Here is a 22,162-nt window from a genome sequence, read left to right as displayed (position 1 = left end):
TATCCAGTCAGGTTGTCGCAGCTTGGCTGCGAAGCGGAGCAACGAGGCATTAGCCCAAACAACAACCCATTTAGAGCCGCCCTGGCCGGCAGACGTTGTATGGCGCTAATAGCCTCCCAATAAGGGAGATAGATCCCGAGGGCGCGCATATTACTCTTTGTAGAGCTAAAAGCAAGTGTTTTGATGAAAAAAACGCCAAAGAAAATTGAACCTAGCCATAATTCTAGCCAAAGAGGCTGAAATCCCTTCGGAATTCAGCCTTTGTTACGGCGAACAGGTCACTTCTGGTCGGGAAGGGCCTCCAATTCACGCTGCAGTGCTCGGCCCAAGGCGGGCCTCTGAGACAGTCTTAAGCGGTAATTCTCGAGTTTTTCCGGCAAGGGTGTTTTGAAACTGTGAGCCCAGTTTAGGGTGTGTGCCAGCAGAATGTCGGCCACGGTGGGGTTCTCTCCCAGCAGGTAGCCCTGCTCCGGTACCCATGACTCGATTACGGAGGTGGCCCGGGCAAACTCCCAGGCTGCAGTCTCAACAATCTGGGGAACCCGCAGCTCCTTGGGCAGAGCAAATTTGTGTTTGCCTATGGTCCAAAGCGGTTGCTCAAGTTCGCACAGGGTAAAGAACAGCAGTTGATGGTGCCGTGCGGCTTCGTCGGTGCCGGGCTGTGGGAGCCAGTGATTGCCATACTTCTCAGCCAGGTGCAAGCAGATGGCTCCGGACTCCAGCAGGGTGAGCTCGCCGTCGGTAAGCGCAGGCACCTTGCCTGCGGGGTTAACTGCAAGAAAGTCGGGGCTGCGATGCTCCCCTTTGTTGAAGTCGACCAGAGAGTATTGCCACTCCACACCCAACTCTTCCAGAAGCCAGGAGATTCTCAGTGAGCGACTGCGGGGAAAGCCATAAAGGGTGATCATAAACACTCCATATCCTTGGGATGATTGCTTTTTAAGCTAGTGGCTATGGGGCAGGTTGGCAATGTGGAGGTTGAGTTGATGCAGGCCGCCAGAGGCGGCCTGATTGGTTTTAGAAGGTGATGGTGGCTCCCAGGGTATACATCCAGGTGCCATCGAGCACATCCAGATATTCTACTTCACCCCGAAGAGCGAAGCTGCCCAGTTCGAATTCCAGACCAACGCCGCCGGCAGCGTCGAAGCCGTCATCGCTACTACTGGTGTCACCAATATCTATGTCAGAGTCCCAGTATATGCCGCCAAGCTTACCGAAGATCCGGACTGGGCCGAGAGGGATGCCGGCAACGGCGAAGAGATCCAGGCCGTAGGGGTCGATCTTGGTGCCTGAGTCTGAGGGGGAGCCCAGATCCACATAGCCGCCTTCGATCGCCAGCAGGCCACTGAATTGGTAGCCGCCGAAGATCTTCCAGGCGAAGTCGTTCTCATCGAAATCGAAGTCGCCAAGGTCCGGATCGGCGCCATCCTGTTCGATGGTGGCGGAACCCAGAGAAGCGCCCATATAGAAGCCTTCATCTTTGGCTTGAGCTGAGGTTGTGGCAAAGGCCAACAGCAGGCCCAGTGTCAGTGCACTTAGTGATTTGTTCATCATCAATTCCTTTTGTTGCTCTAGTTGAGTGCTCCCGTGCAGTGCGGGTGCTGTTTGAGCCTAGTAAAGAAGCTGATAAATACAAGTTCGGTGCAAAATGCGGGATTTTTCCGACATTTGAGCCGAAAAGGGGGAGGATTTCGGAGCGGTGGTAGTCTGTTGAAGCCGTGTGTTTCGGAATTGACACAGCCGCTAAACGAAAAAAGCGCCAACCTTGCGGTTAGCGCTTCTCTCTAAAATGGTGCCTCGACCCGGAATAGTACGGGGGCGCCTAGCCCAGGGACACGCCGTTGGCACAACGGCTAATACGAAAAAGCCCCGAACTTGCGTTCAGGGCTCTTCAATATGGTGCCTCGACCCGGAATCGAACCAGGGACACGGGGATTTTCAATCCCCTGCTCTACCAACTGAGCTATCGAGGCGACGGGGCGTATTAAACGGATTTCGTGCTGGCAAGTCAACAGCAATTCCGCTCAAAAGTGCTGACTGGCGAATCTTTGTCTTTTGTGGCGGTGAATTGCGCTTGGATTGATGAATTTTGGTGCTTTGTTCAGTAAGCCACTGGGCCCCGGCCTTCGCCGGGGAGACGATTGTGCAAGGGCCGAGGAAAGCACTTTGTAGCCTCGACCCCGGAAACGAAAGGCAGGATGGCTGAAGTAACATCGCTTGCGATGGCCCGAAGGGCGGAGTGCATGGACGCACGGAGTGAACGCAGTAACGCCGCTTGCGGCGGTCATCGGTCGCGGCCGGCTAGGTGGGGACGCCTAGTTCAAGCGAAGCGACGTTCGATTACCGGGTTAGGCACCTAGCACGGGTTTCAACAGCCCCCAGAAACGAGAAAAGGCTCCGATGTTTCCATCAGAGCCTTCTCTTAAAATGGTGCCTCGACCGGCAACGGAGGGAGGCACGACCGGAGTAACATCGCTTGCGATGGCCCGAAGGGCGAAGTCATCGAACCAAGCGAAGCGACGTTCGATTACCGGGTTAGGCACCTAGCACGGGCTTTAACAGCCCCCAGAAACGAGAAAAGGCTCCGATGTTTCCATCAGAGCCTTCTCTTAAAATGGTGCCTCGACCCGGAATCGAACCAGGGACACGGGGATTTTCAATCCCCTGCTCTACCAACTGAGCTATCGAGGCGACGGGGGTGTATTAAACGGATTTAGGGCAGGGGAGTCAACCGTTTTTTTTGCCTGCATGCCCGTCTGCTGCAAAATTGTGCATGACGGCGGAGTCTGGACTCCCGGACGGGACATCTTTATGGTTGAAGCCTGGATTCCCAATTGAATGATGCAATGGATATTGAGGTACTTCTGAGTCAACACCTCATCGAGTTTGAGCGTTATGAACACCCTCCTCTTGAGAACTGCACCGACGCAGACAGGCTAGAGTTGCACCGACCGGGGCAGCGTCTGAAGAACCTGTTTTTAAGAGATAACTATGGAAGGCGTCACTTCCTGTTGATCACTCGCGCAGATAAGGCAGTGGACCTCAAGCAACTCTCCAGAGATCTGAAGATCAGCCGTCTGGGTTTTGCCTCTGCTGAGCGTATGCAGAAGTTTCTGGGCGTATCGCCGGGGCATGTGTCTTTGCTGGCCCTGGTTAATGACCCAGAGCATCAAGTGGAGTTGTGGTTCGATGCAGATATCTGCAACGGGCAGGCATTTCAGTGCCATCCACTGATTAATACGGTGACCCTGGTGTTGTCCGAGGCCAACGTAGAGCGCTTCCTGAACCTGGTAGGTCATAAACCAGAGACCCTGGAGATTCCAGAAGTTGGCGGCTAAAAGGCCAATTTGTCGCTCACCTGCTTTGATTGTGCTGGCAAATGGCTTTTGTGAGAGGGCGGGGCGACAAATTTTGCCAGTGCGGCGAATTTACCTCATCGTCCTTTTCGCATAGCTGTGAATCCTGAGTCTGTGATTACTGATGCTTGGCCTTGTTCAGGAGAAGCCAGGAAAAGTCACTGGACCCCGGCGTTCGCCGGGGAGACGATTGTGCAAGGATTGGGGACAGATCTTCGTAGCCTCGATCCCGGAAACGAAAGGCAGGATGCCTGAAGTAACATCGCTTGCGATGGCCCGAAGGGCGGAGTGCATGGATGCACGGAGTGAACGCAGTAACGCCGCTTGCGGCGGTTATCGGGCGGGGACGCCTAGTCAAAGCGAAGCGACGTGAGATTACCGGGTTAGGCACCCTGCTCGGACTTTAGCAGCCCGCAGAAACGAAAAAAGCGCCAACCTTGCGGTTAGCGCTTCTCTCTAAAATGGTGCCTCGACCCGGAAACGAAAGGCAGGATGCCTGAAGTAACATCGCTTGCGATGGCCCGAAGGGCGGAGTGCATGGATGCACGGAGTGAACGCAGTAACGCCGCTTGCGGCGATCATCGGACATAGCGAAGCGACGTGAGATTACCGGGTTAGGCACCCTGCTCGGACTTTAACAGCCCGCAGAAACGAAAAAAGCGCCAACCTTGCGGTTAGCGCTTCTCTCTAAGATGGTGCCTCGACCCGGAATCGTACGGGGGCGCCTAGCCCAGGGACACGCGGCTGGCACAGCCGCTAAACGAAAAAAGCGCCAACCTTGCGGTTAGCGCTTCTCTCTAAGATGGTGCCTCGACCCGGAATCGAACCAGGGACACGGGGATTTTCAATCCCCTGCTCTACCAACTGAGCTATCGAGGCGGTGGACGGCTATTAAACGGTGGTCCGACAAAAAGGTCAAACGATTTTAGCTCAATGTGTACCGTTTGCCGAAAAAAGAGCCATCTGCCTGTGGTGGAGTGGCGTAAGTCAAACCCCTCAATCCAACGGGGCTCACACCCTGGCTAACTACCCGAACAATCACTCGGTTTCTGCGAAAATCATCACAGGAACAGTAAGGGGTAAACGGCATAATAGTCTTTGATTGTAAAACCATTTTGGGGTGCCACAGGCGCCCGAGAGCGACTCTCAAACTCAACCCAGGCAAGCACAGTGAAAACAATACAGATAACCCCTTATCTTGTACTGGATAATCAGCATCTTTGCTTGATCGATACGAGATCCTCCGAAGAGATTAAGTTGTCCTTTGCCGAGGCCGCAGTACTCAGCTATCTGATGCAGCACCAGGATGAGATCTGCACCAAGGAGGTGCTGCTGCAGGAGGGCTGGCCCGATCGGGTGGTGGCTCCCTCGTCGTTGATCCAGTGTGTCAGCACCCTGCGCAAGAAGCTGGAACCCTTCCCGGAAGTTAACCTGAAGACAGTGGCTCGACGTGGTTACCAAGTGGTGGTGGCCAGTGCCCGCACTGTTGCTGAAGAGTCCCCTGTTGAATCCTTGAGTGAGGTCGCCGAGCCTCAGGTTGAGCCTCGCAGAGGAAAGCCGTTGCTCGCCGTAGGTGTCATCGCCGCCACTCTGGTGATTGCGGCGCTGGTCTACCTGCTGTTGCCCAGGTTCTACGCCAGCAACTCCGTCAGTGACTGGACCTGGATAGAGCAGGGGGAGCTTCGAATCGGCAGTGAGACCGGCCCCACTGAACTATTGGCTTCCAGTGACCAGGCTAGGCCTGAACTGGCCCGTTGGCAGCGCCATTTCGACACCAGCTCCACCCGGGCTATCATCAAGGATTACAAGGCGTTTGCCTTGACCGATGGCAAGACCGACTCCATCTCAATTTGCCCCGGCTTTGATGGCAACTGTTCCGGAAAGGACATCATCAATATCAACTTCCCCGTTACGGAGAAGGTGAAGATGGATCTGCCGGTGTTCTTCGAGCTGGCAAAGATCATGGAGCAGCGCATCAGGTACAACCGGATTGAGCTGCCAACGGTTCCCTACCATCAAGGGGAGCTGACCGAGCATATGTACAGTGCCGATGTCTACTTCCCCAGAAATGATCAGCTGTTGGTACGGGTCGACCACAACATCTCTCTGGTCTACAAAGATGATTCCAAGGGGTTGTTCTTCGCCTCCTTTTGCGTGACGGACCAGGATTGTCTGACCTCGCCCATCAAGTACAACTTTGAGGGGGAGTTCACTCGCTTTACCGCAGATATTGGCGGCCACAAGGTGGACGTGTTCAAGGTTGAGACTCAATCCCGTAACCTGCTGAAGCCGGAGAAGGTGACTCAGGCTGCGCTGCCTTTTTACCGGGAGCTGCGTCGCCAGAGTCTGTCCGAAGAGCCGCTCTATTTCTACCGCTTCTATCAGGATGAGTACTCCGCCGCCTGGGTGATTCCCTTCTATGGTTACTCCGTGGCGTGGATGAAAAAGTCCACCATGGCGATGTAGTTGCTGGATGGCACAAAGAGAAAAAGGGCGGCCAATGGCCGCCCTTTTCGCATTCTCAGTTCTTAACTCTGTGGCTTGACCGCGCTGTACTTGGCGATCAGTTTGTCCAGGTAGGGGGCGACATCCGGGTCTTCCCAGTCCAGATAGCCGCGGACGAAACCGACGATATTACCACTGCCGTCCAGTACATAGGTGGCGGGGACTACGTTCACCGGCATCACGCCGTGCATGCTGTGGTCCGCATCAAACAGGGTCTCGATGCCTTCCAGCTGATAGTTGGCCAGGATCTTGTACACCTCATCCGGGCTCTGCTCGTCAATGGAAACCGGTACCACGGCTAGGGGCTGTCCCTGGTACTCCTGCTCCATCTGCTCTAGGGCGGGTAACTCCTTCAGACAGGGACCACACCAGCTGGCCCAGATGTTTATCAGGGTCAGGTTGCCCCTGTGCTGATTCATGGATACCGGGGCGCCGTCGCGAGCATGGAACACCAGCTCAGGAGGCTTGCGGGCGTTGGTGAACTCCACAAACTTATTCATGATCATCGGCTTGGGGATAGGATCGCCAGTCCCGTACACCTTCTCCAGGTTTGAGGCGCTAGCCTGGGGCAGCAGCATCAGGGAGGTGAACAGGGTGGCGGTCAGGGTCAGGGCTTTCATCTCTATTCTCCTAGTCCTGGTGGTCGGCGCAGCATGCGGGGCCAGACCAACACCATCAGCAGCAGGCCGACCAGCAGCAGCGGCATCAGCCACAGCGGGGCCGTGGCGCCGGCGAGACCTGGCTGGTAGCGGATCTGTTCCCCATAGCGTTCCACCAGATATTGGACAATCTGCTCCTCCTGCTGGCCCTCTTTGAGCTGCTGGGCAATGTGCCCCTTGAGCTCAAAAGCGATGGCGGCTTCCGAGTCGGCCAGAGTCTGGTTGACCGAGGCGGGGCAGCGCAGGCTGCTTGCCAGTTGCTCCACCCGCTGGCTCAGGTTGCTGCCGTCTGAAGCGGCGGCATTGAACGGCAGCCAGAGAAGGGACAGGCAGAGCAGAACAATAACTCTCATCCGTTGTACTCCTGGTAGTGGGTGGTGCGGCTACGGCGCCAGGCCAGCAGGCCTCCGAAGGCGGTCAGTACGCCGCCAAGCCAGAGTAGCCTTACCCAGGGCTTGTGGCTGATTCGCACCAGAAACTGATTGTCATTGATGGCCGGCCCCATGGAGATATAGAGGTCAGACAGAGGGGAGTGGTATACCCCGGCGATGGAGACCTCACTGCGATCGTCCAGATAGGTGCGCCTCTGCGGCCTGATGTATGTGAGTGCTTGCTTACCCTTGCTGTCAAGCCGGATAACGGCTTCGCTTGCCTGATAGTTGCGTTGCTGCACGTTAACCGTCTGCTCATAAACCGCAGTGTAGCCAGCCAGGGCACGGCCGTTACCCGGGCCCATGCGCACCATCACTGCCTCTTCGTAATGGGTGAGTACCGTTGCACCGAGCACAAAGACGGCCACCCCTAGGTGGGCGAGCCAGGGGGCCAGGCAAAGGTTAAACCTGGATTGTTGCCAATGGTGATAACCGCAGAGGAGCAGGGTGAGCGTTAGCCAGGAGGCGGACACCAGTCCCATCCACATCCAGTCGGGACGAGCGCTGCTGGCATACAGGGTCAGAGCCGTGGCTGCAGCGCAGCACAGCAGCAGCAGAGTCACTCGAAGCCCTGTGGCGGTCCCTGGAGGCATAATCACCCAACCCAGGAGCAGGGCTGCCAGCAGTACCATAGGGATAAACACCGTATTGAAGTAAGGTGCGCCCACGGAGATGCTGCCCAGATCCAGGGCGGCATAGATAAAGGGGTAGCAGGTGCCCAGCAATACAGAGAGGGCGGCGACCACCAGCAGCAGGGAGCCGACCATCACCAGCCAGTGACGGCTCTGGCCATTGAGGGTCTGCCCCCGCGTCATGACGGGGGCTTGCCAGGCCAGCAGGGCCAGGGCGGGCAGGGCAGTGGCCAGCAGCAGTATCAGTACCCCACTTCCGCGCTGCGGATCAGAGGCAAAAGCGTGCACCGATTGAATGATGCCGGAGCGCACCAGGAAGGTACCGACCAGGCTGACAATAAAACCGCCCAGGCAGAGGAGCAGGGAGGTCAGCACCATGGCGTTCTGGGTGCGGGCCAGATACAGGGAGTGAAGCAGGGCGGTGCTCAGTAACCAGGGGATAAAAGAGGCGTTCTCCACCGGGTCCCAGAACCACCATCCTCCCCAACCCAGCTCATTGTAAGCCCACCAGGAGCCAAACAGATTCCCCAGGGTCAGCATAAACCAGGCCAGCAGATTCCAGCGCCTGAGCCAGGCCAGTTCAGCGCCTTTGATATGGCCTCGACCCAGGGCGGTTACTGCGCCGGCAAAGAGCACCGCCAGGGCCACATAGCCGCCAAATACCATGGGGGGGTGCAGAATCAGGCCGATGTCCTGCAGCATGGGGTTGAGGTCCCTTCCTTCGATGGGCACTGCGGGCAGCAGCCGTTCAAAGGGGTTGGAGGTGAGCAGGATAAACAGCAGGAAACCAAAGCTGAGCAGCGCAAGCACTGATGCAGTGCGGCTGGCGAAACGGTGCGGGTGATGAGGGCGAGCGGCCACCACCGAGGTGACCAGGGTCAGTCCCAGGGCCCAGAACAGCATGGAACCCTCATGCCCGCCCCAGAGTGCGGCAACCTTATAGTACCAGGCCAGATGACTGTTGGAGTGGTTGGCCACATAGGCAACGGAGAAGTCATCGGTCAGGAAGCTGTATACCAGAATGGCTGTGGCCCCCAGAGCCAGCGAGGCACTCAAGTGAGAGAGAGGGCGAACAAAGTGATTGAGATAGAGCTCTGCGGATCTTCCCCAAAGCAGCAGGAACAGACCGGACAACAAACAGGTCGCAGTTGCCAGTATAAGTAGAAAGTGGCCTATCTCAGGGATCACAGTCAGCCTCCGGTAAACCTAAGGGGGCTAGGTTTTTCTCATGGATTTAAATATTACTCTATCACCTATAAATTAGCCTTTCTCTTGGCAAGAATTAATTTTGTGAGCGGGGAGTATTTGTTATTGAATTGGTTTTTAATAGAGGTTTAATCAACTGGTGGCTGTCTGTGATCTCGGTGACAATTACTGTTTATTCCTGGGTAAAATATTCTATTTTTATCTTTTTTTATCCATTTTGTCTCCTGAAAATGGCTCGAAAACTCTAAATCATTCCGCGGGGGCTTTTTGTTAAGTGGTTGTCTTTGTGGGTATTTGTTGGTAATTGCCAGGGGTGTTCATCTTGAGGCTATAAAGCGAATCCGATTTGTGCTTGAAATCCACTTTTTACGGCCATTCTTCTGTTGTTATCTATATCGTTTCTTGCAATTACCAACCTAATTGGCTTCAGGCTTGGACACAAAAAGCAATGCCAGGCAAGAAACACAAAACCCTTTTGTAGGAGATAATGATGAAAGGCTGGAAAATAAAGGCGTCTTTGGCCGCCCTGGTCTGTGCATGGACTGGTTCAGCGGTTGCGGCAGACGCCGCCCAAAGTGACCAGGGCTATAAGCAGTCCCCCCAGGCCCAGATGATCTTCGCCAACCCTGACGGGACTGAAGAGGCGAAGGGGGTGAAGACCCTGCATGATTACATCATCCAGGAGAAGGAGCTGTGGGACTTCCTGTTTGAGAACCACCCTGTGTTTAAGACCTACGCCCCCGAGGGCCGGATGGTGGGCAAGCCCCACATCTCCGACCGTGGCGAGGAGTACCTGCACACGGGTAACTCAGAGGACTACAGCGACAAGATTGGTCGCCCCATGGCGGTTCAGTATCGCCTGGGTGCCAAGTCCATTCTGGATTACCCCAACAAGTTTATTGGTCCTGAGAAGTGTGGCGAATGCCACGGCGTTCAGTACGAGAAGTGGAAGCGCTCCCGTCACGCCAAGACCGTACGTTTCCCCGAGGAGATCGTCGAAGCTGGTGGCGACCTGAAGAAGGGGATGTTCGGCACCGATGTGCCCATTTTGCCTCAGGGTATCACCGAAGACGCCATCTACGCGGTTATTGGTACTCCACGGACCAAGTACGGCTTCATTGATGCCTGGCTGGTTCGTGGTTCCTACCACGTAAAAGATGGTCTGCTGCGCGATGGCACAGGTACCCTGCACGCCGGTGGTAACCAGTTCTCTGTGAACTGGCTGACCTTCCTGACCCCAGAGAAGGCCCGTGAAATCAAGGAGGTGATCCCTGAGTTCCCGGCAGTGATGGAGGAGTTTGGCTATTCCGGATCTGACGTATGGGGTGTGAACTCCTACGGTGCCAAGAAGGACAAGATGTTCCTGTTCCAGCCCGCGTCGTCTTACTGCGAGGTGTGCCACACCTTCAAGTTCGACTTCCAGGACAAGCAGGAGTACTTCGACGCCCTGGGTGATCCTCAGAAGCTGCGTGAGCACACCATCTCCAAGGGTATCGCCTGTGAAGAGTGTCACGGCGCCGGTGCCCACCTCGATGGAGGTGTCGGTGGCGGTATGCCATCCAACTGTGAACGCTGTCACCAGCGCTTCAACTATGTGGCCGAGATGGCCGAAGGCCCCAACGCCAAGCCTGAAGATGCCTTCACCGTGAAGATGAAGGGTGCCTGCCCATCCTGCGGTACCGAAGGTGGCCAGATGTTCAACTCTGCCCACTATGACAAGGGCATGCGTTGCACCACCTGCCACGATCCACACGAGGTTACCGACGGCAGCTACCTGTCCCACGTGACCAAGACCAAGATCAAGAAGGTGTGTGCCGACTGTCACGAGACTCAGGCCGAGTTCCATGCCAGCTCCAAGCCACACGGCGAAGCTGAGTGCTCCTCCTGTCACATGCCCAACATGGGCAGCTGCGAGAAGTTCACCGCCATCCAGTTCCCCGATGAGGCCGGCTTCGACAACGTTCGCGCCTCCCACATCTGGAACATCAAGGTCTCTCCCACCAAGAAGACCCTGAATCCGCCGGAAGGCAAGCCTCGTACCTCCGCCACCAAAGGCTGGACCGTGGCTCAGGATGAAGATGGCTACTCCTATCTGGATCTGATGTGGACCTGTGCCCGCACCTCTGCCCTGGACCGCACTGTGGTCAGCGGCAAAGGCTGTCACAGCCAGTTCCAGTCTGAGCTCGACGAAGGCCTGCACTTCGAAGACCAGATGGAGATCTACGGCGAAGTGATGGAGTGGCAGGAGCCTGTTAAGGAGACTCACGCCAAGGTGGTTAAGCAGCTTCAGCGTATCGATGAGCTGATGAATGTGACCCGCCTGTCCGTTTCCGAGAAGGCCAAGGTACTGATGATGGTCGATAAGGCCCGTGAGTCCGCCGCCAAGATCGAGAAGGACGGCTCCTGGGGTGTCCACGGACCCTCCATGGCGCAGCGCATGATGAATGACGCCTGGATCTACGTTCAGGAAGCTCAGGCCATCATGGACGACGCCGGTTACGACAAAGAGTAACCAACCCTAAGTGCCCCCGGGCAACCGGGGGCCATTCAAATGAGAGAGGCACACACCATGCGTTACCCCATTGCAGCTGCCACGGTCCTGTCCCTGCTGATGGCTGTCCCGGCCCTGGCCGGCGGCGCCGACGAGATTCGGCCGGCAGATGAATATCGTATGGAACTGAATTACATCAGCATGCAGGAAGCAGAACTGCTGGTAGGCAAAAAGGATGTCTACTTCTTCGACGTGAACACCCTGGAGCTCTGGGCTCAGGGGTTCATTCCTGGGGCGGTGCACTTCTTCACCGAGAACTGGAAGGAGCTGCTGCCCAAGGACAAGAACGCCCAGATGATTTTTTACTGCGCCAACCGCCTGTGCAACGCCAGCGAGATCGCGGCCTATTCGGTGATGCAGATGGGCTACACCAACGTCCGCCAGATGCCCGACGGCATCTTCGGATGGCGGATGTCAGGGCGCCCAATCGAGAAGCCCTGAGCCTTTAGGTACTAACTGGATTAGAAGAGAGACACTCATGAAAACCGCTATCAAACCCCTGATCATCGCCCTGGCTTTCGCTTCTGCTCCCGTACTGGCGGAGCAGGCGCAAACCGACACCGAGTCCTACGCCATCGGCGCTTCCCTGGGCAACTACCTCAATGGCCAGCTGGCCATGCAGGAGGAGTTTGGCCTCAGCGCCGACCTGGAGCAGGTACTCAAAGGGTTTGAGGATGCCGTGAAAGGCCACTCCTCCCTGGACAAGGAGGCGCTGATCGATGCCCTCAATGCCAGAGCCCAGCTGCTCAATACCCGTAAGGATGAGCGCAAAGCCGCTCGTCTGAAAGAGGTGGCTCAGGCCTCCCGCAATTATCTGTCCGATAACGCCGACAAGCCTGGGGTGACCGTGACCGAGTCCGGCCTTCAGTACGAAGTGTTGGTGAAGGGCGAGGGCCAGCTGCCCTCTAGAGAAGACGCCGTCACTGTGCACTACAAAGGCCAACTGGTGGATGGCACCGTGTTTCAGGATACCCGTGCCGACAGTGATGCCCAGCCCCGCCAAGTGGCTCTGATCAACTCCATCGCCGGTTGGGAGGAGGGGCTGCAACTGATGCCCGTCGGCTCTACCTACAAATTCACCATTCCAGCAGAGCTGGGTTACGGCACCCAGGGTATGGGGGCCATCCCCCCAGGTTCCGCCCTGGTGTTTGAGATTGAGCTTATCGACACCAACAAGCCCGGCGATGCCCACAAAGAGATGGGCATGGGCATGGGAATGGGCGCCATGGGCATGGGCTCCATGTCCCAGATGTTTGGCAACCAGTAACAGGTTCGACCCGGATTTCAGTTAGGAGCTGCATTCAGCATGACGACCCTCTCCCTTAGCATCTTCCTGGCACTGTTGGCCGCGGCATTCACCCTGGCCTGCGGTCACAGAGGCTATCTCCGGGCTGCCGGGGAGGCTGCATTGGGAGAGGGCCCCTCTTTGCCCAGGGCGGGGTGGTGGGCTCCAGCTTTTATGCTGGTTTTCCTCATCCTCATTTCCCTGCTTACCTACTCCCGCCTGGGGCACTTTTCCGGCTGGCAGCAGCAACACACAGAAACCCGGGTCGATTACCTGCTTCAGAGCAGGATCAACCAAAGCATGATCCAGGCCGAGCGCCGCCCCGAGGATGCCGCCACCTGGTTGGCACTGGCAGAGAGCCAGGCCGCCGGTGGCCACTATGGTGAGGCGGTGGAGGCCCTGGATCAGGCCCTGGCTCTGCAGGGAGAAACCGCTCCCTTGCTGGGCCTTAAGGCCAAATACCTTTACTACCAACAGGGCCGGGCCCTGGGAATCGACGCCGTGGCGGCGGTTTCCCGGGCTCTGAGCCTTGATGACACTGATTTCACCAGCCGCGAACTGTTGGCGTCCCATGCCTATCGGCAGGGGCAGTATCAGCAGGCGGTAGAACATTGGCAGGTGCTGCTGGACAGCGGCACAGCCGGTACCCGGGAGGCAGCCATCCAACGGGCTGTGGAACGGGCTAAAGCAAGGATAAAAGCGGCAGCTACGCCGCAATAACACAGAGATAGTTGGAGGATGATGTGAACGATGTGATGTTACCGCGCCGCAGCCTGTTAAAGGGCCTGGGCGTGGGTTCGGTAGCCATGCTGGCGGGAGGATGCGGTTCCACCGATCCTGCCACCGGAGGTGGTGAGGGACCCAACTATGTGCTGCTGTTTGACCAGACCAAGTGTGTGGGCTGCGGCCGCTGCAAAGATGCCTGTAACCAGGCGAACAACCTGCCAGAGGGCGTTGCCCGCCTGACCCTGGAGCGCCAGAGCGACCGGGTGCCGGGTGCGGTGTGTCCCCGCTGTGGTAAGACCGAGTGCAACTGCGATCGCAAGTATGTGCGGGTCTCCTGCCAACAGTGTGACAACGCGCCCTGCGTCATGGTGTGCCCCACTGGGGCGGCGTACCGGGATGAGAAAACCGGCATCGTCACCATGGACGGCGATAAATGTGCCGGCTGCAAGTACTGCATCGCTGCCTGCCCCTACAAGGTGCGCTTTATCAACAGCGAAACCAAGGTGGCGGAGAACTGCGACTTCTGCCTGCAGAGCCGTCTGGCCAAGGGTGAACTGCCCGCCTGTGTCAGCCAATGCAAGTTTGATGCCCTGGTGTTTGGCGATGCCAGTGATCCCAAGTCCTACGTCGCTCGCCTGCTGGCGGTGAAGAACACCGCCAGGGTGAAGCCGCACCTGGGCACCGAGCCCAGTGTTCACTACATCCCTATTGCCAAGCCTGAGGTGTAACAAGATGAACGGAATCGATTTTTCCACCGGTCTTGGCGACGCCATCGCCTGGCCCTGGCCCATTGCGGTCTACCTGTTCTTTGCGGGGATCTCCGGCGGTGCCCTGGCCATCGCCCTGCTGATGCGCATCTACAAGAAGCAGACTCAGGATACCCCTCTGCTGAAGGCGGCGGGTGTGGTCTCCTTTGTCACCATCTGCCTGGGCATGTTGTGCCTGGTGTTGGACCTTTCCAACCCGCTGTTCTTCTGGAAAATCCTGCTCTACTACAACCTGAACTCGGTGATGTCCCTGGGCGTTATCGTACTGCTGTTCTACATTCCGCTGACTGCGGTGATTGCCGCCATCGCCCTGCGCGGTGAACTGGCCCGCTTCCCCCAGCTCAAGCCGCTGATGCCCTGGCTGGAGAGACTGGCGGCGATGCGCACTCCTCTGGAGTGGCTGACTCTGGTGCTGGCGGTGTCCGTCTGTGCCTATACCGGCTTCCTGATCTCGGCGCTGATCCGTTTCCCCATCATCAATACCTCGCTGTTGCCGGCGCTGTTTATCGTCTCCGGCCTCTCTGCCGGAGCGGCCATGGCCAAGATGGTGGCGGTGAAGTGGTTTGGAGAGTCACTGCACTCCGAAGATATGACTCTGCTCCATGGCGCCGAGTGGCCGATCATGGCGGTGGAGGCGATGTTCCTGTTCATGCTGTTCAGCGGACTCATCTTCGGCACAGGTCCCAGCCAGGCGGCCACCCAGGCGTTTTCCCAGGGAGGCTGGTCCAGCCTGTTCTGGGGTGGGGTCATCGGCCTCGGGTTCATTCTTCCCCTGATGCTGAACTTTGCATTGGGTCAAAAGTTTGCCCATTCGGGCAGAGCCTTCTACCTCACGGGCGGCAGCGTGATTTGCGGCATGATGTGCCTGCGACTCTTCCTGCTGTACGCGGGGCAGATCTACACCATCTGATATGAGTACCGGGGAGGCTGGCCCTCCCCACAACCAAGAGAAAGACTATGCGTAACCTCCTGTTGCTCCTTCTGCCCCTGATTCTGACCGGCTGCGGCCAATCTGTTGCGGATACCACCCCGGTTGCCGGCCCCAAGACCCACAGCATTCAGATCACCGACGAGCGACGCTGCCATCAGTGCGGCATGTTCATTACCCGCTATCCGGGGCCCAAAGGGGTTGCCCGGGTAAAGGGGCAACCTGGAGATACCGCGTTCTGCTCTACCAGTGACCTGTTCCAGTTTATCCTGCAGCCGCAGAACCGGCGCCAGGTGGAGCAGGCCTGGGTCCACGACCTGGCCCAGACCGATTGGGACAAGCCTTCCGACAGTGCTTTTATTCCTGCTGACAAAGCCTGGTATGTGGTTGGCTCCTCCCGGCACGGGGCCATGGGGCCCACCCTGGCCAGCTTCAGTTCCCGCAATATGGCGGAGGCCTTTGCCAACTCCTACGGCGGTAAGGTGTTTGCCTACGACCAGCTGACTCTGGAGATGCTGGCTAAGGGTGGTCATCACAAGCACAAGCATCACTGACGGAGTTATGACGATGAGAGGGCTGCTGTTACTGCTGATCGGCCTGCCCCTGCTGTGTCAGGGGGCGAGCATCAGCGTGCAGGGGCCGGAGCAGTTAACCCATTGGCTGGAGGCGGCCAGGCCCGGTGATGAGTTGAAACTTGAGCCCGGGCGCTACCCTGGCAACTGGCGCGTCGGTCAGCCCCTTATCCTGCGGGGACAGTCCGGAGTGATCGTCGATGGGGGCGGTCAGGGCACCGCTATCCTGCTGGCGGCCAACGGCATAGAGCTGCATGGTTTGACGGTGGAGAACTGGGGCGCTGATCTGCCTGAGATGGACTCCGCCATCCGAGGTGAAAAGGGGGTCTCCAGGATCCTGATAGCCAACAATACCCTGCGTGGTGACGGCTTCGGTATTCGCTTCGATGAGGGGGAGGAGTTTCAGATCCTCGGCAACCTTATTCTGGGAGACACCAGCCGTCCCGTGGTTGCCCGGGGAGACAACATCTACTTCAAGGGCAGCCACCAGGCCGTCATCAGTGGCAATCGCCTCAGCGGCGGCCGTGACGGCGTCTATGTGGAGAGTGTGTCGGAGATGGTGATCGATGCCAACACCATGAGCAACCAGCAGTATCCGGTGCACTACATGTATGCCAGGGAGACGGTCACTAGCAACAACACCAGTCACAATGTCGTGGGCGGCTACGCAATTATGGGCTCCGAAGGGGGGGCAGTACTGGGCAACAGAGTAGAGGATGCGGTAGAGTTCGGCATCCTGCTTAATATCAGCAGTGGAGTGCGGGTTCAGGACAATTTGGTGCGCCGCATCCATAACCCTGACGCTGCCGCCGTGTTCGATGGCGAAGGCAAGGGGATCTACGTTTACGGTGCCCAGGACAATATTATCTCAGGCAACCGCTTCGCCCAGTGTCAGATTGGCATCGCCATGGCTCTGGGTGGGGAGGGCAACCGGGTCTTCGCTAACGACTTTGTCGCCAATCAGGTGCAGGTGCGTTACGTCGGGGACGTGGTGCTGGAGTGGAGTCACCAGGGTCGGGGCAACTTCTGGAGTAGCTACGGCGGCTGGGATGCCAATAAAGATGGCATCGGGGATCTTCCCTATCGGCCAAACGATGCCCTGGATCGGCTGTTCTGGGTTTACCCGGAAGCAAAATTTTTGATGGACTCCCCAGTGGTGGGGGTTCTGCGTTGGCTGGAGCGGCAGATGCTGCCGTCCCAGGCGGAAGGCATTACCGACAGCCGACCGCTAATCTCTCCCGTCATTGAAAGAAGTAACCTATGACACAAACGGCAGTCTCAGTGGTACAGGTGAGCAAGAGCTTTGGCGAGCTCCAGGCTCTGGATGAGGTCAGCCTGTCTCTTCGTCCCGGTGAACTGTTGGGGTTGCTGGGCCATAACGGTGCTGGCAAGACCACACTGATCAAACTGATCCTGGGTCTGAGTACCCCGGATCGTGGCCAGATCCGGGTCAATGGCAAGGATCCCGGACGGACCGAACACAGGGCGTCGCTCTCCATCGGTTACCTGCCCGAGCACGTCAGCCTGTATGACAACCTCAGTGGCGGAGAGCTGCTGGGCTACTTCGCCGGCCTGCGCCGGGTTGGCAAGGAACGGGTGGAGGAGGTGCTGGCCAGGCTACAACTGGACTATGCCCGGGATCGCAAGGTACGCACCTACTCCAAGGGGATGCGCCAGCGTCTGGGGCTGGCCCAGGCGATCCTGGCCGAGCCCAGGGTGCTGATCCTGGATGAGCCAACCGTCGGCCTGGATCCCCAGGCCAGTGCCCTGTTCTACGAACTGGTGGCCGCCCTGAGAAACAACGGCACCGCGGTGATCATCTGCACCCATGAGCTGACGCTTATCGACCAACACTTGGATTCGGCCCTGATCCTGGCCAAGGGGCGTCAGCTGGCCCGGGGCAGCATCGAGGATCTGCGCCGTGAGCACAAGCTGCCCACCAAGGTGGAGGTGGCCGGAGCAGAGCTGCTGGCCAGTCGTGATATGTTGCTGGCGGCTATGTATGACCCTCAAAGCAAAGCCTTTATGGTCGGTCAGGAGCAGAAGCAACAGCTGCTGGAGCACCTGACTGGCCACCACAAGATTTTCGACTTCAACGTCCTGCCCCCGTCGCTGCCTGAGGTGTATCAGAGCTGTCAGCTGCGGGCGCAACTGGAGGAGTTCCCATGCTGAATCCAGTGGCCCTGGTGGCCCACAAAGAGTTTATCGACGGTTTTCGCCACCGCTGGGTAGTCTTTGCCTCTCTCAGCTTTGCACTGCTATCTCTGGCGGTGGCTTTTCTTGGCTCGGCGGTCAGTGGCCAGCTGAGCACCCCGGAGCTGGCGCCAACCATCTCCGCCCTGGCAACCCTGGCAGCCCTGGTGATCCCCCTGCTGGCTGTGCTTCTGGGGCACGACAGCTTCGTGGGTGAGCTGGAGGGGGGCACCCTGCTGCTGCTGCTCTCCTACCCCATCAGCCGCTGGCAGCTGCTGCTGGGCAAGTTCCTGGGGCAGGGGGCGGTACTGGCGACCACCTGCTTCATCGGCTTCGGCGTTACCGCCGTGGCCCTGGGTTTTGTGGTGGGCACAGATAAGCTGCTGGAGCTGACCGCCGCCTTTGCCCTGTTTATCTTCAGCTCGGCGCTGCTGGCCTGCACCTTCCTGCTGGTGAGCTACCTGGTGAGCCTGGCGGTGAGCACCAAGGGCAGGGCGATGGCCATCTGCCTGCTGCTGTGGTTTGTGCTGGTGCTGCTCTATGACCTGGTACTGCTGGGGCTGATTGTGGCCGAAGGCAGTGAGTCCTGGGTAAGGGCGTTGATGATGGCCAATCCGGTGGACCTGTTCCGCCTCTCCAACCTGGTGTTCGTGGAGCATCAGTCGGTCAGTGGTGTGCTTTCCCTGGTCACCTCGCAGAACTCCAATCTGTGGCTGATGCTGCTGCTGATGTTTGCCTGGAGCGCCGCCGGCCTGTTTGCCGGTTGGCAGATCTTCAAGCGTAAAAGAGTCTGACAACTACAAAAAAGCCCGCCATTAGGCGGGCTTTTTCGTGGAACCGGCTTACTTCTCCTCGGGCGGACGGTAGCCTTCAATCTCCACGTCCTGGCCTTCAAACAGGAAGCCGGTCATCTTCTCCTCAAGCATCTGGCGGTGCTCGGGGTTCATCATATTGAGCTTGTGCTCATTGATCAGCATGGTCTGCTTCTTCTGCCACAGGCCGAAGGCTTCCTTGGAGATGTTGTCGAAGATCTTCTTCCCCAACTCGCCGGGGTACAGCTGAAAGTCCAGGCCTTCAGCCTCTTTGTTTAGGTATTGGCAAAATACGGTGCGTGCCATGATCGGGTCCTTACCAGATTGGATTGCTCAGTTATACCAAATGCGGCCCAATCCTGGCTAGCACAACTCTAATCCCTGCGGCCGGTTACCAGGCTTCTGAGCAGCCCCTCGGTGGGGGCGGCCAGGCCTACCTGGATTGGCTTCTCAAGGGCAAACCAGTTGTGCTCCAGCTCACCCACCTGGGCAGGCTGGCGGCTCAGCTTCAGTTTCACCGGCTGGATGTCCAGGTGATAGTGGCTGAAGGTGTGGCGAAATGGCTCGAAGTGGTGCCAGCTGGCATCGATCCCCTGAGTTGCCAGCCACTGCCTGGCTTGCTGCTCGGTGTCGAACTGGGGAAAGCACCACAGGCCACCCCAGATGCCGCTGGGGGGGCGCTTGTGCAGCAGGACCTGACCGTCGTGCACCAGCATCAGCTGAACACAGGCCCGTACCGGTTTCTCTCTCTTGGGTTTCTTGCCGGGATAGTCGGTCTGATTGCCCTGGGCGTGGGCCTGACAGTCGTCCCCGACAGGACACTCTCCACATTTGGGCCTGGTGCGGGTACAGATCATGGCGCCTATGTCCATCATCGCCTGGTTGTAGGCCTGGATCTCATCCCCAGGTGTCACCGCTTCGGTGGTTTGCCACAGCCGGTTCTCCACCGCTTTCTGCCCCGGCCAGCCGTCAATGGCCCGGTGACGTGCCAGCACCCGCTTGACGTTGCCATCGAGGATGGGATGATGCTGGCCCAGGGAGAGGGAGAGCACGGCGCCGGCGGTGGAGCGGCCGATGCCGGGCAGGGCCATGACCTGCTCCAAAGTTTGGGGGAATTCGCCATTGTGCTCGGTCATGATCGCTTTGGCGGCTTTTTGCAGGTTGCGGGCACGGGCGTAGTAGCCCAGTCCGGTCCAATGGTGGAGCACATCATCTGCGGGGGCCTCGGCCAGATCCTTGATCGTGGGGAAGCACTCCATGAATTTCAGGTAGTAGGGAATCACAGTTGCGACCTGAGTTTGTTGCAACATGATCTCTGAGATCCATACTCTGTAGGGACTTTTATCCTGCTGCCACGGCAGGGTTTTTCGTCCCGCGAGCCGGTACCATTGAATCACCCTGTCAGAAAATGGCTTCCTGCTCGCTTCCATCAACTATTCACCTAAATTACAATTGCCGCTTTTTGGCGTCACAGTGTAACGCCTTAGGGCTACAAGCGAGAAGGTTGAGATGACTGAAGAGCAAAAGCCGGATCTGCCTGAGGGCAAGCGTATCCGCAAGATCCGCTCCTATGTAAAGCGTGAAGGGCGCATGACCAAGGGCCAGGCCCGGGCCATGGAGGTCTACTGGCCCACCATGGGCCTTGAGCACGACATGGGCAGGCTTGATCTGACCCAGGTGTTCGGCCGTGAGGCACCTGTGGTGCTGGAGATCGGTTTCGGCATGGGCAAATCCCTGGTCGAGATGGCCGCCGCCGAGCCGGAGAAGGACTTCATCGGTATCGAGGTACACGGTCCTGGTGTGGGTGCCTGCCTGATGTATGCCGAAGAGCTGGGTGTAAAGAATCTGCGCGTGTTTGAACACGATGCGGTGGAGATCCTGGCCGATTGCATCCCTGATGCCTCTCTGGACAGGGTACAGCTGTACTTCCCCGACCCCTGGCACAAGAAGCGTCATCACAAGCGCCGTATTGTGCAGCCGGAATTCATTGAATCGGTGCGCAATAAGCTTAAGATGGGCGGCGTATTCCATATGGCGACCGACTGGGAGCACTATGCCGAGCATATGCTGGAGGAGATGAGTGAAGCCCCGGGCTTTACCAACACCGCCGAGAAGGACTTTGTGCCCCGTCCCGATTTCCGTCCCCTGACGAAGTTTGAAGCCCGTGGCCAACGCCTGGGTCATGGTGTCTGGGACCTTATCTTTGCTCGAAATAAATAGGAGAGCAGTATGACCACCATTCCAACCGCCAAGAACCGTAGCCGTCGCCTGCGCAAGAAGCTGCGCGTAGACGAGTTCCAGGAGCTGGGTTTCGACCTGAGCTGGCGCTTTAACGACGATGTGACCGAAGAGCAGATCGACGCCCTGGTGGATCAGCTGATTGAGGAGGTGATCGAGCCTCTGAAGCTGGGCTACAGCGGTGGCGGCCACAAGGCGTGGGACGGCATCGTCTGCACCCAGAAGCTGGGCAAGTGCACCGACGAGCACCGTCAGGCGGTAGAGAAATTCTTTGCCGACAAGCCGGTGACCGAGGTTAAGGCTTCCGAGCTGTACGACATCTGGTGGGGCTGATGCCCGACCTGGCTCTGCTGCAAAGCATCCACCAAGAAGCCCTGCCCCTGATTGGGCAGGGTCAGGTGGCGGACTACATCCCGGCCTTGGCCGGGGTGCCCGCCAACCGCCTCGGCATCGCCATCTGCACCGCAGATGGTGAGATGCTGGGGGCCGGTGACTATCTTGAGCCCTTCTCCATTCAGAGTATCTCCAAGGTGTTCTCCCTGATTCAGGCCATGAGCCTGTATGAGGAGGAGGAACTGTGGAAACGAGTGGGTAAGGAGCCCTCGGGTAATCCATTCAACTCCCTGGTTCAGTTGGAGTTTGAGCATGGTATTCCCAGAAACCCCTTCATCAACGCAGGTGCCCTGGTGGTGAGCGACATGCTCCAGGGAAGGCTGAGTGCCCCTAAGCACCGGATGCTGGAGCTGGTTCGCGAGCTCTCAGGCAATCAGCACATCGTCTGCGACAAGGTGGTGGCCCGCTCCGAGTATGAACACTCGGCCCGCAATGCGGCTATCTGCTACCTGATGAAATCCTTCGGCAACTTTCACAACGAAGTGGATGTTGTGATGAAGAGCTACTTTAACCATTGCGCCATCCGCATGAGCTGTGCCGATCTGGCCCGGGCCTTCTACTTCCTGGCCAACAAGGGAGTCTGCCTGGGCGGCAGACGGATGATCAGCGAGCGCCAGAGTCGTCAGGTGAATGCGCTGCTGGCGACCTGCGGCCTCTACGACGGGGCGGGAGAGTTCGCCTATCGTGTCGGTATGCCCGGTAAGAGTGGCGTTGGCGGCGGTATTGTGGCTGTAGTTCCTGGCGAACTCAGTGTTTGCGTATGGTCCCCTGAGCTTGACCCTTCGGGGAACTCCCTGGCGGGAACCCGCATGCTGGAGCTGTTGGCCAAGCGCCTGGGACGCTCCATCTTCTGATGGCGATTCTCACCACATTCTGGTGAGAATTCCTACCAAATTCTCTTTCCTCTG

Annotated in this window: 22 protein-coding genes and 3 tRNA genes; 15 read left to right on the top strand and 10 right to left on the bottom strand. The window is 57.9% G+C overall.

What is annotated here, in order from left to right:
- Positions 1–278 precede the first annotated feature (278 nt).
- From ACN0RV_RS05685 to ACN0RV_RS05670, 4 genes are all read right to left on the bottom strand, one after another.
- Complete coding sequence (locus ACN0RV_RS05685) at positions 279–908, bottom strand: glutathione S-transferase family protein (protein WP_417346367.1); 630 nt, start codon at positions 906–908, stop codon at positions 279–281.
- 109 nt (positions 909–1,017) lie between these two features.
- Positions 1,018–1,551, bottom strand: coding sequence for an outer membrane beta-barrel protein (locus ACN0RV_RS05680; protein ID WP_417346365.1), 534 nt, complete (start codon positions 1,549–1,551; stop codon positions 1,018–1,020).
- A gap of 346 nt (positions 1,552–1,897) precedes the next feature.
- Positions 1,898–1,973, bottom strand: a tRNA-Phe gene (locus tag ACN0RV_RS05675).
- 642 nt (positions 1,974–2,615) lie between these two features.
- Positions 2,616–2,691 (bottom strand) — tRNA-Phe (locus ACN0RV_RS05670).
- Positions 2,692–2,846: 155 nt separating this feature from the next.
- On the opposite strand from ACN0RV_RS05670, the gene ACN0RV_RS05665 reads away from it, so the two are divergent.
- Positions 2,847–3,338, top strand: a complete 492-nt coding sequence (locus ACN0RV_RS05665; RefSeq protein WP_417346363.1) for a prolyl-tRNA synthetase associated domain-containing protein — start codon at positions 2,847–2,849, stop codon at positions 3,336–3,338.
- A gap of 821 nt (positions 3,339–4,159) precedes the next feature.
- Here the strand turns inward: ACN0RV_RS05665 and ACN0RV_RS05660 are convergent.
- Positions 4,160–4,235: transfer RNA gene (locus ACN0RV_RS05660), tRNA-Phe, on the bottom strand.
- Positions 4,236–4,613: 378 nt separating this feature from the next.
- Between ACN0RV_RS05660 and ACN0RV_RS05655 the strand changes: the two genes are divergently transcribed.
- A complete protein-coding gene (locus ACN0RV_RS05655; RefSeq protein WP_417346361.1) occupies positions 4,614–5,822 on the top strand; it encodes a winged helix-turn-helix domain-containing protein in 1,209 nt (402 codons plus the stop codon).
- 62 nt (positions 5,823–5,884) lie between these two features.
- On the opposite strand, the gene ACN0RV_RS05650 is transcribed toward ACN0RV_RS05655, so the two are convergent.
- From ACN0RV_RS05650 to ACN0RV_RS05640, 3 genes are read right to left on the bottom strand one after another with little or no spacing between them, the layout of a single operon-like run.
- Complete coding sequence (locus ACN0RV_RS05650; protein WP_417346359.1) at positions 5,885–6,481, bottom strand: TlpA family protein disulfide reductase; 597 nt, start codon at positions 6,479–6,481, stop codon at positions 5,885–5,887.
- 2 nt (positions 6,482–6,483) lie between these two features.
- Entirely contained in the window at positions 6,484–6,873 is a 390-nt protein-coding gene (locus ACN0RV_RS05645) for a cytochrome c-type biogenesis protein CcmH (protein ID WP_417346357.1), read from the bottom strand.
- Positions 6,870–8,717, bottom strand: coding sequence for a heme lyase CcmF/NrfE family subunit (locus ACN0RV_RS05640; RefSeq protein ID WP_417346355.1), 1,848 nt, complete (start codon positions 8,715–8,717; stop codon positions 6,870–6,872). Before ACN0RV_RS05640 ends, ACN0RV_RS05645 begins: the two co-directional genes overlap by 4 nt.
- Before the next feature lie 562 nt (positions 8,718–9,279).
- Between ACN0RV_RS05640 and ACN0RV_RS05635 the strand changes: the two genes are divergently transcribed.
- The 10 genes from ACN0RV_RS05635 (at position 9,280) to ACN0RV_RS05590 (ending at position 18,605) form a co-directional block, all read left to right on the top strand.
- Complete coding sequence (locus ACN0RV_RS05635) at positions 9,280–11,301, top strand: cytochrome c3 family protein (RefSeq protein ID WP_417346353.1); 2,022 nt, start codon at positions 9,280–9,282, stop codon at positions 11,299–11,301.
- A 39-nt stretch (positions 11,302–11,340) separates the two neighbouring features.
- Positions 11,341–11,781: a rhodanese-like domain-containing protein gene (locus tag ACN0RV_RS05630; RefSeq protein WP_417346351.1), complete on the top strand. Its 441-nt coding sequence runs from the start codon at positions 11,341–11,343 to the stop codon at positions 11,779–11,781.
- A 37-nt stretch (positions 11,782–11,818) separates the two neighbouring features.
- Complete coding sequence (locus ACN0RV_RS05625; RefSeq protein WP_417346349.1) at positions 11,819–12,607, top strand: FKBP-type peptidyl-prolyl cis-trans isomerase; 789 nt, start codon at positions 11,819–11,821, stop codon at positions 12,605–12,607.
- 39 nt (positions 12,608–12,646) lie between these two features.
- Positions 12,647–13,345 (top strand): tetratricopeptide repeat protein, encoded by a 699-nt coding sequence (locus ACN0RV_RS05620; protein ID WP_417346348.1) that lies wholly within the window; start codon positions 12,647–12,649, stop codon positions 13,343–13,345.
- A gap of 86 nt (positions 13,346–13,431) precedes the next feature.
- On the top strand, positions 13,432–14,079 hold the full coding sequence (locus tag ACN0RV_RS05615) for a 4Fe-4S dicluster domain-containing protein (RefSeq protein WP_417346631.1): 648 nt from the start codon (positions 13,432–13,434) through the stop codon (positions 14,077–14,079).
- Positions 14,080–14,083: 4 nt separating this feature from the next.
- A complete protein-coding gene (nrfD, locus tag ACN0RV_RS05610) occupies positions 14,084–15,028 on the top strand; it encodes an NrfD/PsrC family molybdoenzyme membrane anchor subunit (protein WP_417346346.1) in 945 nt (314 codons plus the stop codon).
- 47 nt (positions 15,029–15,075) lie between these two features.
- A complete protein-coding gene (locus ACN0RV_RS05605) occupies positions 15,076–15,600 on the top strand; it encodes a nitrous oxide reductase accessory protein NosL (RefSeq protein WP_417346344.1) in 525 nt (174 codons plus the stop codon).
- Positions 15,601–15,613: 13 nt separating this feature from the next.
- On the top strand, positions 15,614–16,882 hold the full coding sequence (gene nosD / locus ACN0RV_RS05600; protein WP_417346342.1) for a nitrous oxide reductase family maturation protein NosD: 1,269 nt from the start codon (positions 15,614–15,616) through the stop codon (positions 16,880–16,882).
- Positions 16,879–17,790 (top strand): ABC transporter ATP-binding protein, encoded by a 912-nt coding sequence (locus ACN0RV_RS05595; protein ID WP_417346340.1) that lies wholly within the window; start codon positions 16,879–16,881, stop codon positions 17,788–17,790. Before nosD ends, ACN0RV_RS05595 begins: the two co-directional genes overlap by 4 nt.
- Complete coding sequence (locus ACN0RV_RS05590; RefSeq protein ID WP_417346338.1) at positions 17,784–18,605, top strand: ABC transporter permease; 822 nt, start codon at positions 17,784–17,786, stop codon at positions 18,603–18,605. Before ACN0RV_RS05595 ends, ACN0RV_RS05590 begins: the two co-directional genes overlap by 7 nt.
- A 48-nt stretch (positions 18,606–18,653) precedes the next feature.
- Here ACN0RV_RS05590 and ACN0RV_RS05585 read toward each other — a convergent pair whose 3' ends face one another.
- Both ACN0RV_RS05585 and mutY read right to left on the bottom strand, forming a co-directional pair.
- Complete coding sequence (locus ACN0RV_RS05585) at positions 18,654–18,929, bottom strand: oxidative damage protection protein (protein WP_028110430.1); 276 nt, start codon at positions 18,927–18,929, stop codon at positions 18,654–18,656.
- 68 nt (positions 18,930–18,997) lie between these two features.
- Complete coding sequence (mutY, locus tag ACN0RV_RS05580) at positions 18,998–20,053, bottom strand: A/G-specific adenine glycosylase (RefSeq protein ID WP_417346336.1); 1,056 nt, start codon at positions 20,051–20,053, stop codon at positions 18,998–19,000.
- A gap of 79 nt (positions 20,054–20,132) precedes the next feature.
- On the opposite strand from mutY, the gene trmB reads away from it, so the two are divergent.
- Genes trmB through glsB form a run of 3 tightly spaced genes read left to right on the top strand, consistent with a single transcriptional unit; the run spans position 20,133 to position 22,108 of the window.
- On the top strand, positions 20,133–20,843 hold the full coding sequence (trmB, locus tag ACN0RV_RS05575) for a tRNA (guanosine(46)-N7)-methyltransferase TrmB (protein ID WP_417346334.1): 711 nt from the start codon (positions 20,133–20,135) through the stop codon (positions 20,841–20,843).
- A 9-nt stretch (positions 20,844–20,852) separates the two neighbouring features.
- Positions 20,853–21,194, top strand: a complete 342-nt coding sequence (locus ACN0RV_RS05570; RefSeq protein ID WP_286341499.1) for a 50S ribosome-binding protein YggL — start codon at positions 20,853–20,855, stop codon at positions 21,192–21,194.
- Positions 21,194–22,108 (top strand): glutaminase B, encoded by a 915-nt coding sequence (gene glsB, locus ACN0RV_RS05565; RefSeq protein WP_417346332.1) that lies wholly within the window; start codon positions 21,194–21,196, stop codon positions 22,106–22,108. Before ACN0RV_RS05570 ends, glsB begins: the two co-directional genes overlap by 1 nt.
- The last annotated feature ends 54 nt before the right edge of the window (positions 22,109–22,162 follow it).

It is taken from the genome of Ferrimonas sp. (assembly GCF_048263965.1).
Lineage (GTDB): Bacteria > Pseudomonadota > Gammaproteobacteria > Enterobacterales > Shewanellaceae > Ferrimonas.
Note: the sequence above shows the minus strand (reverse complement) of the source record. Positions and strands in the feature narration are given on the sequence as shown.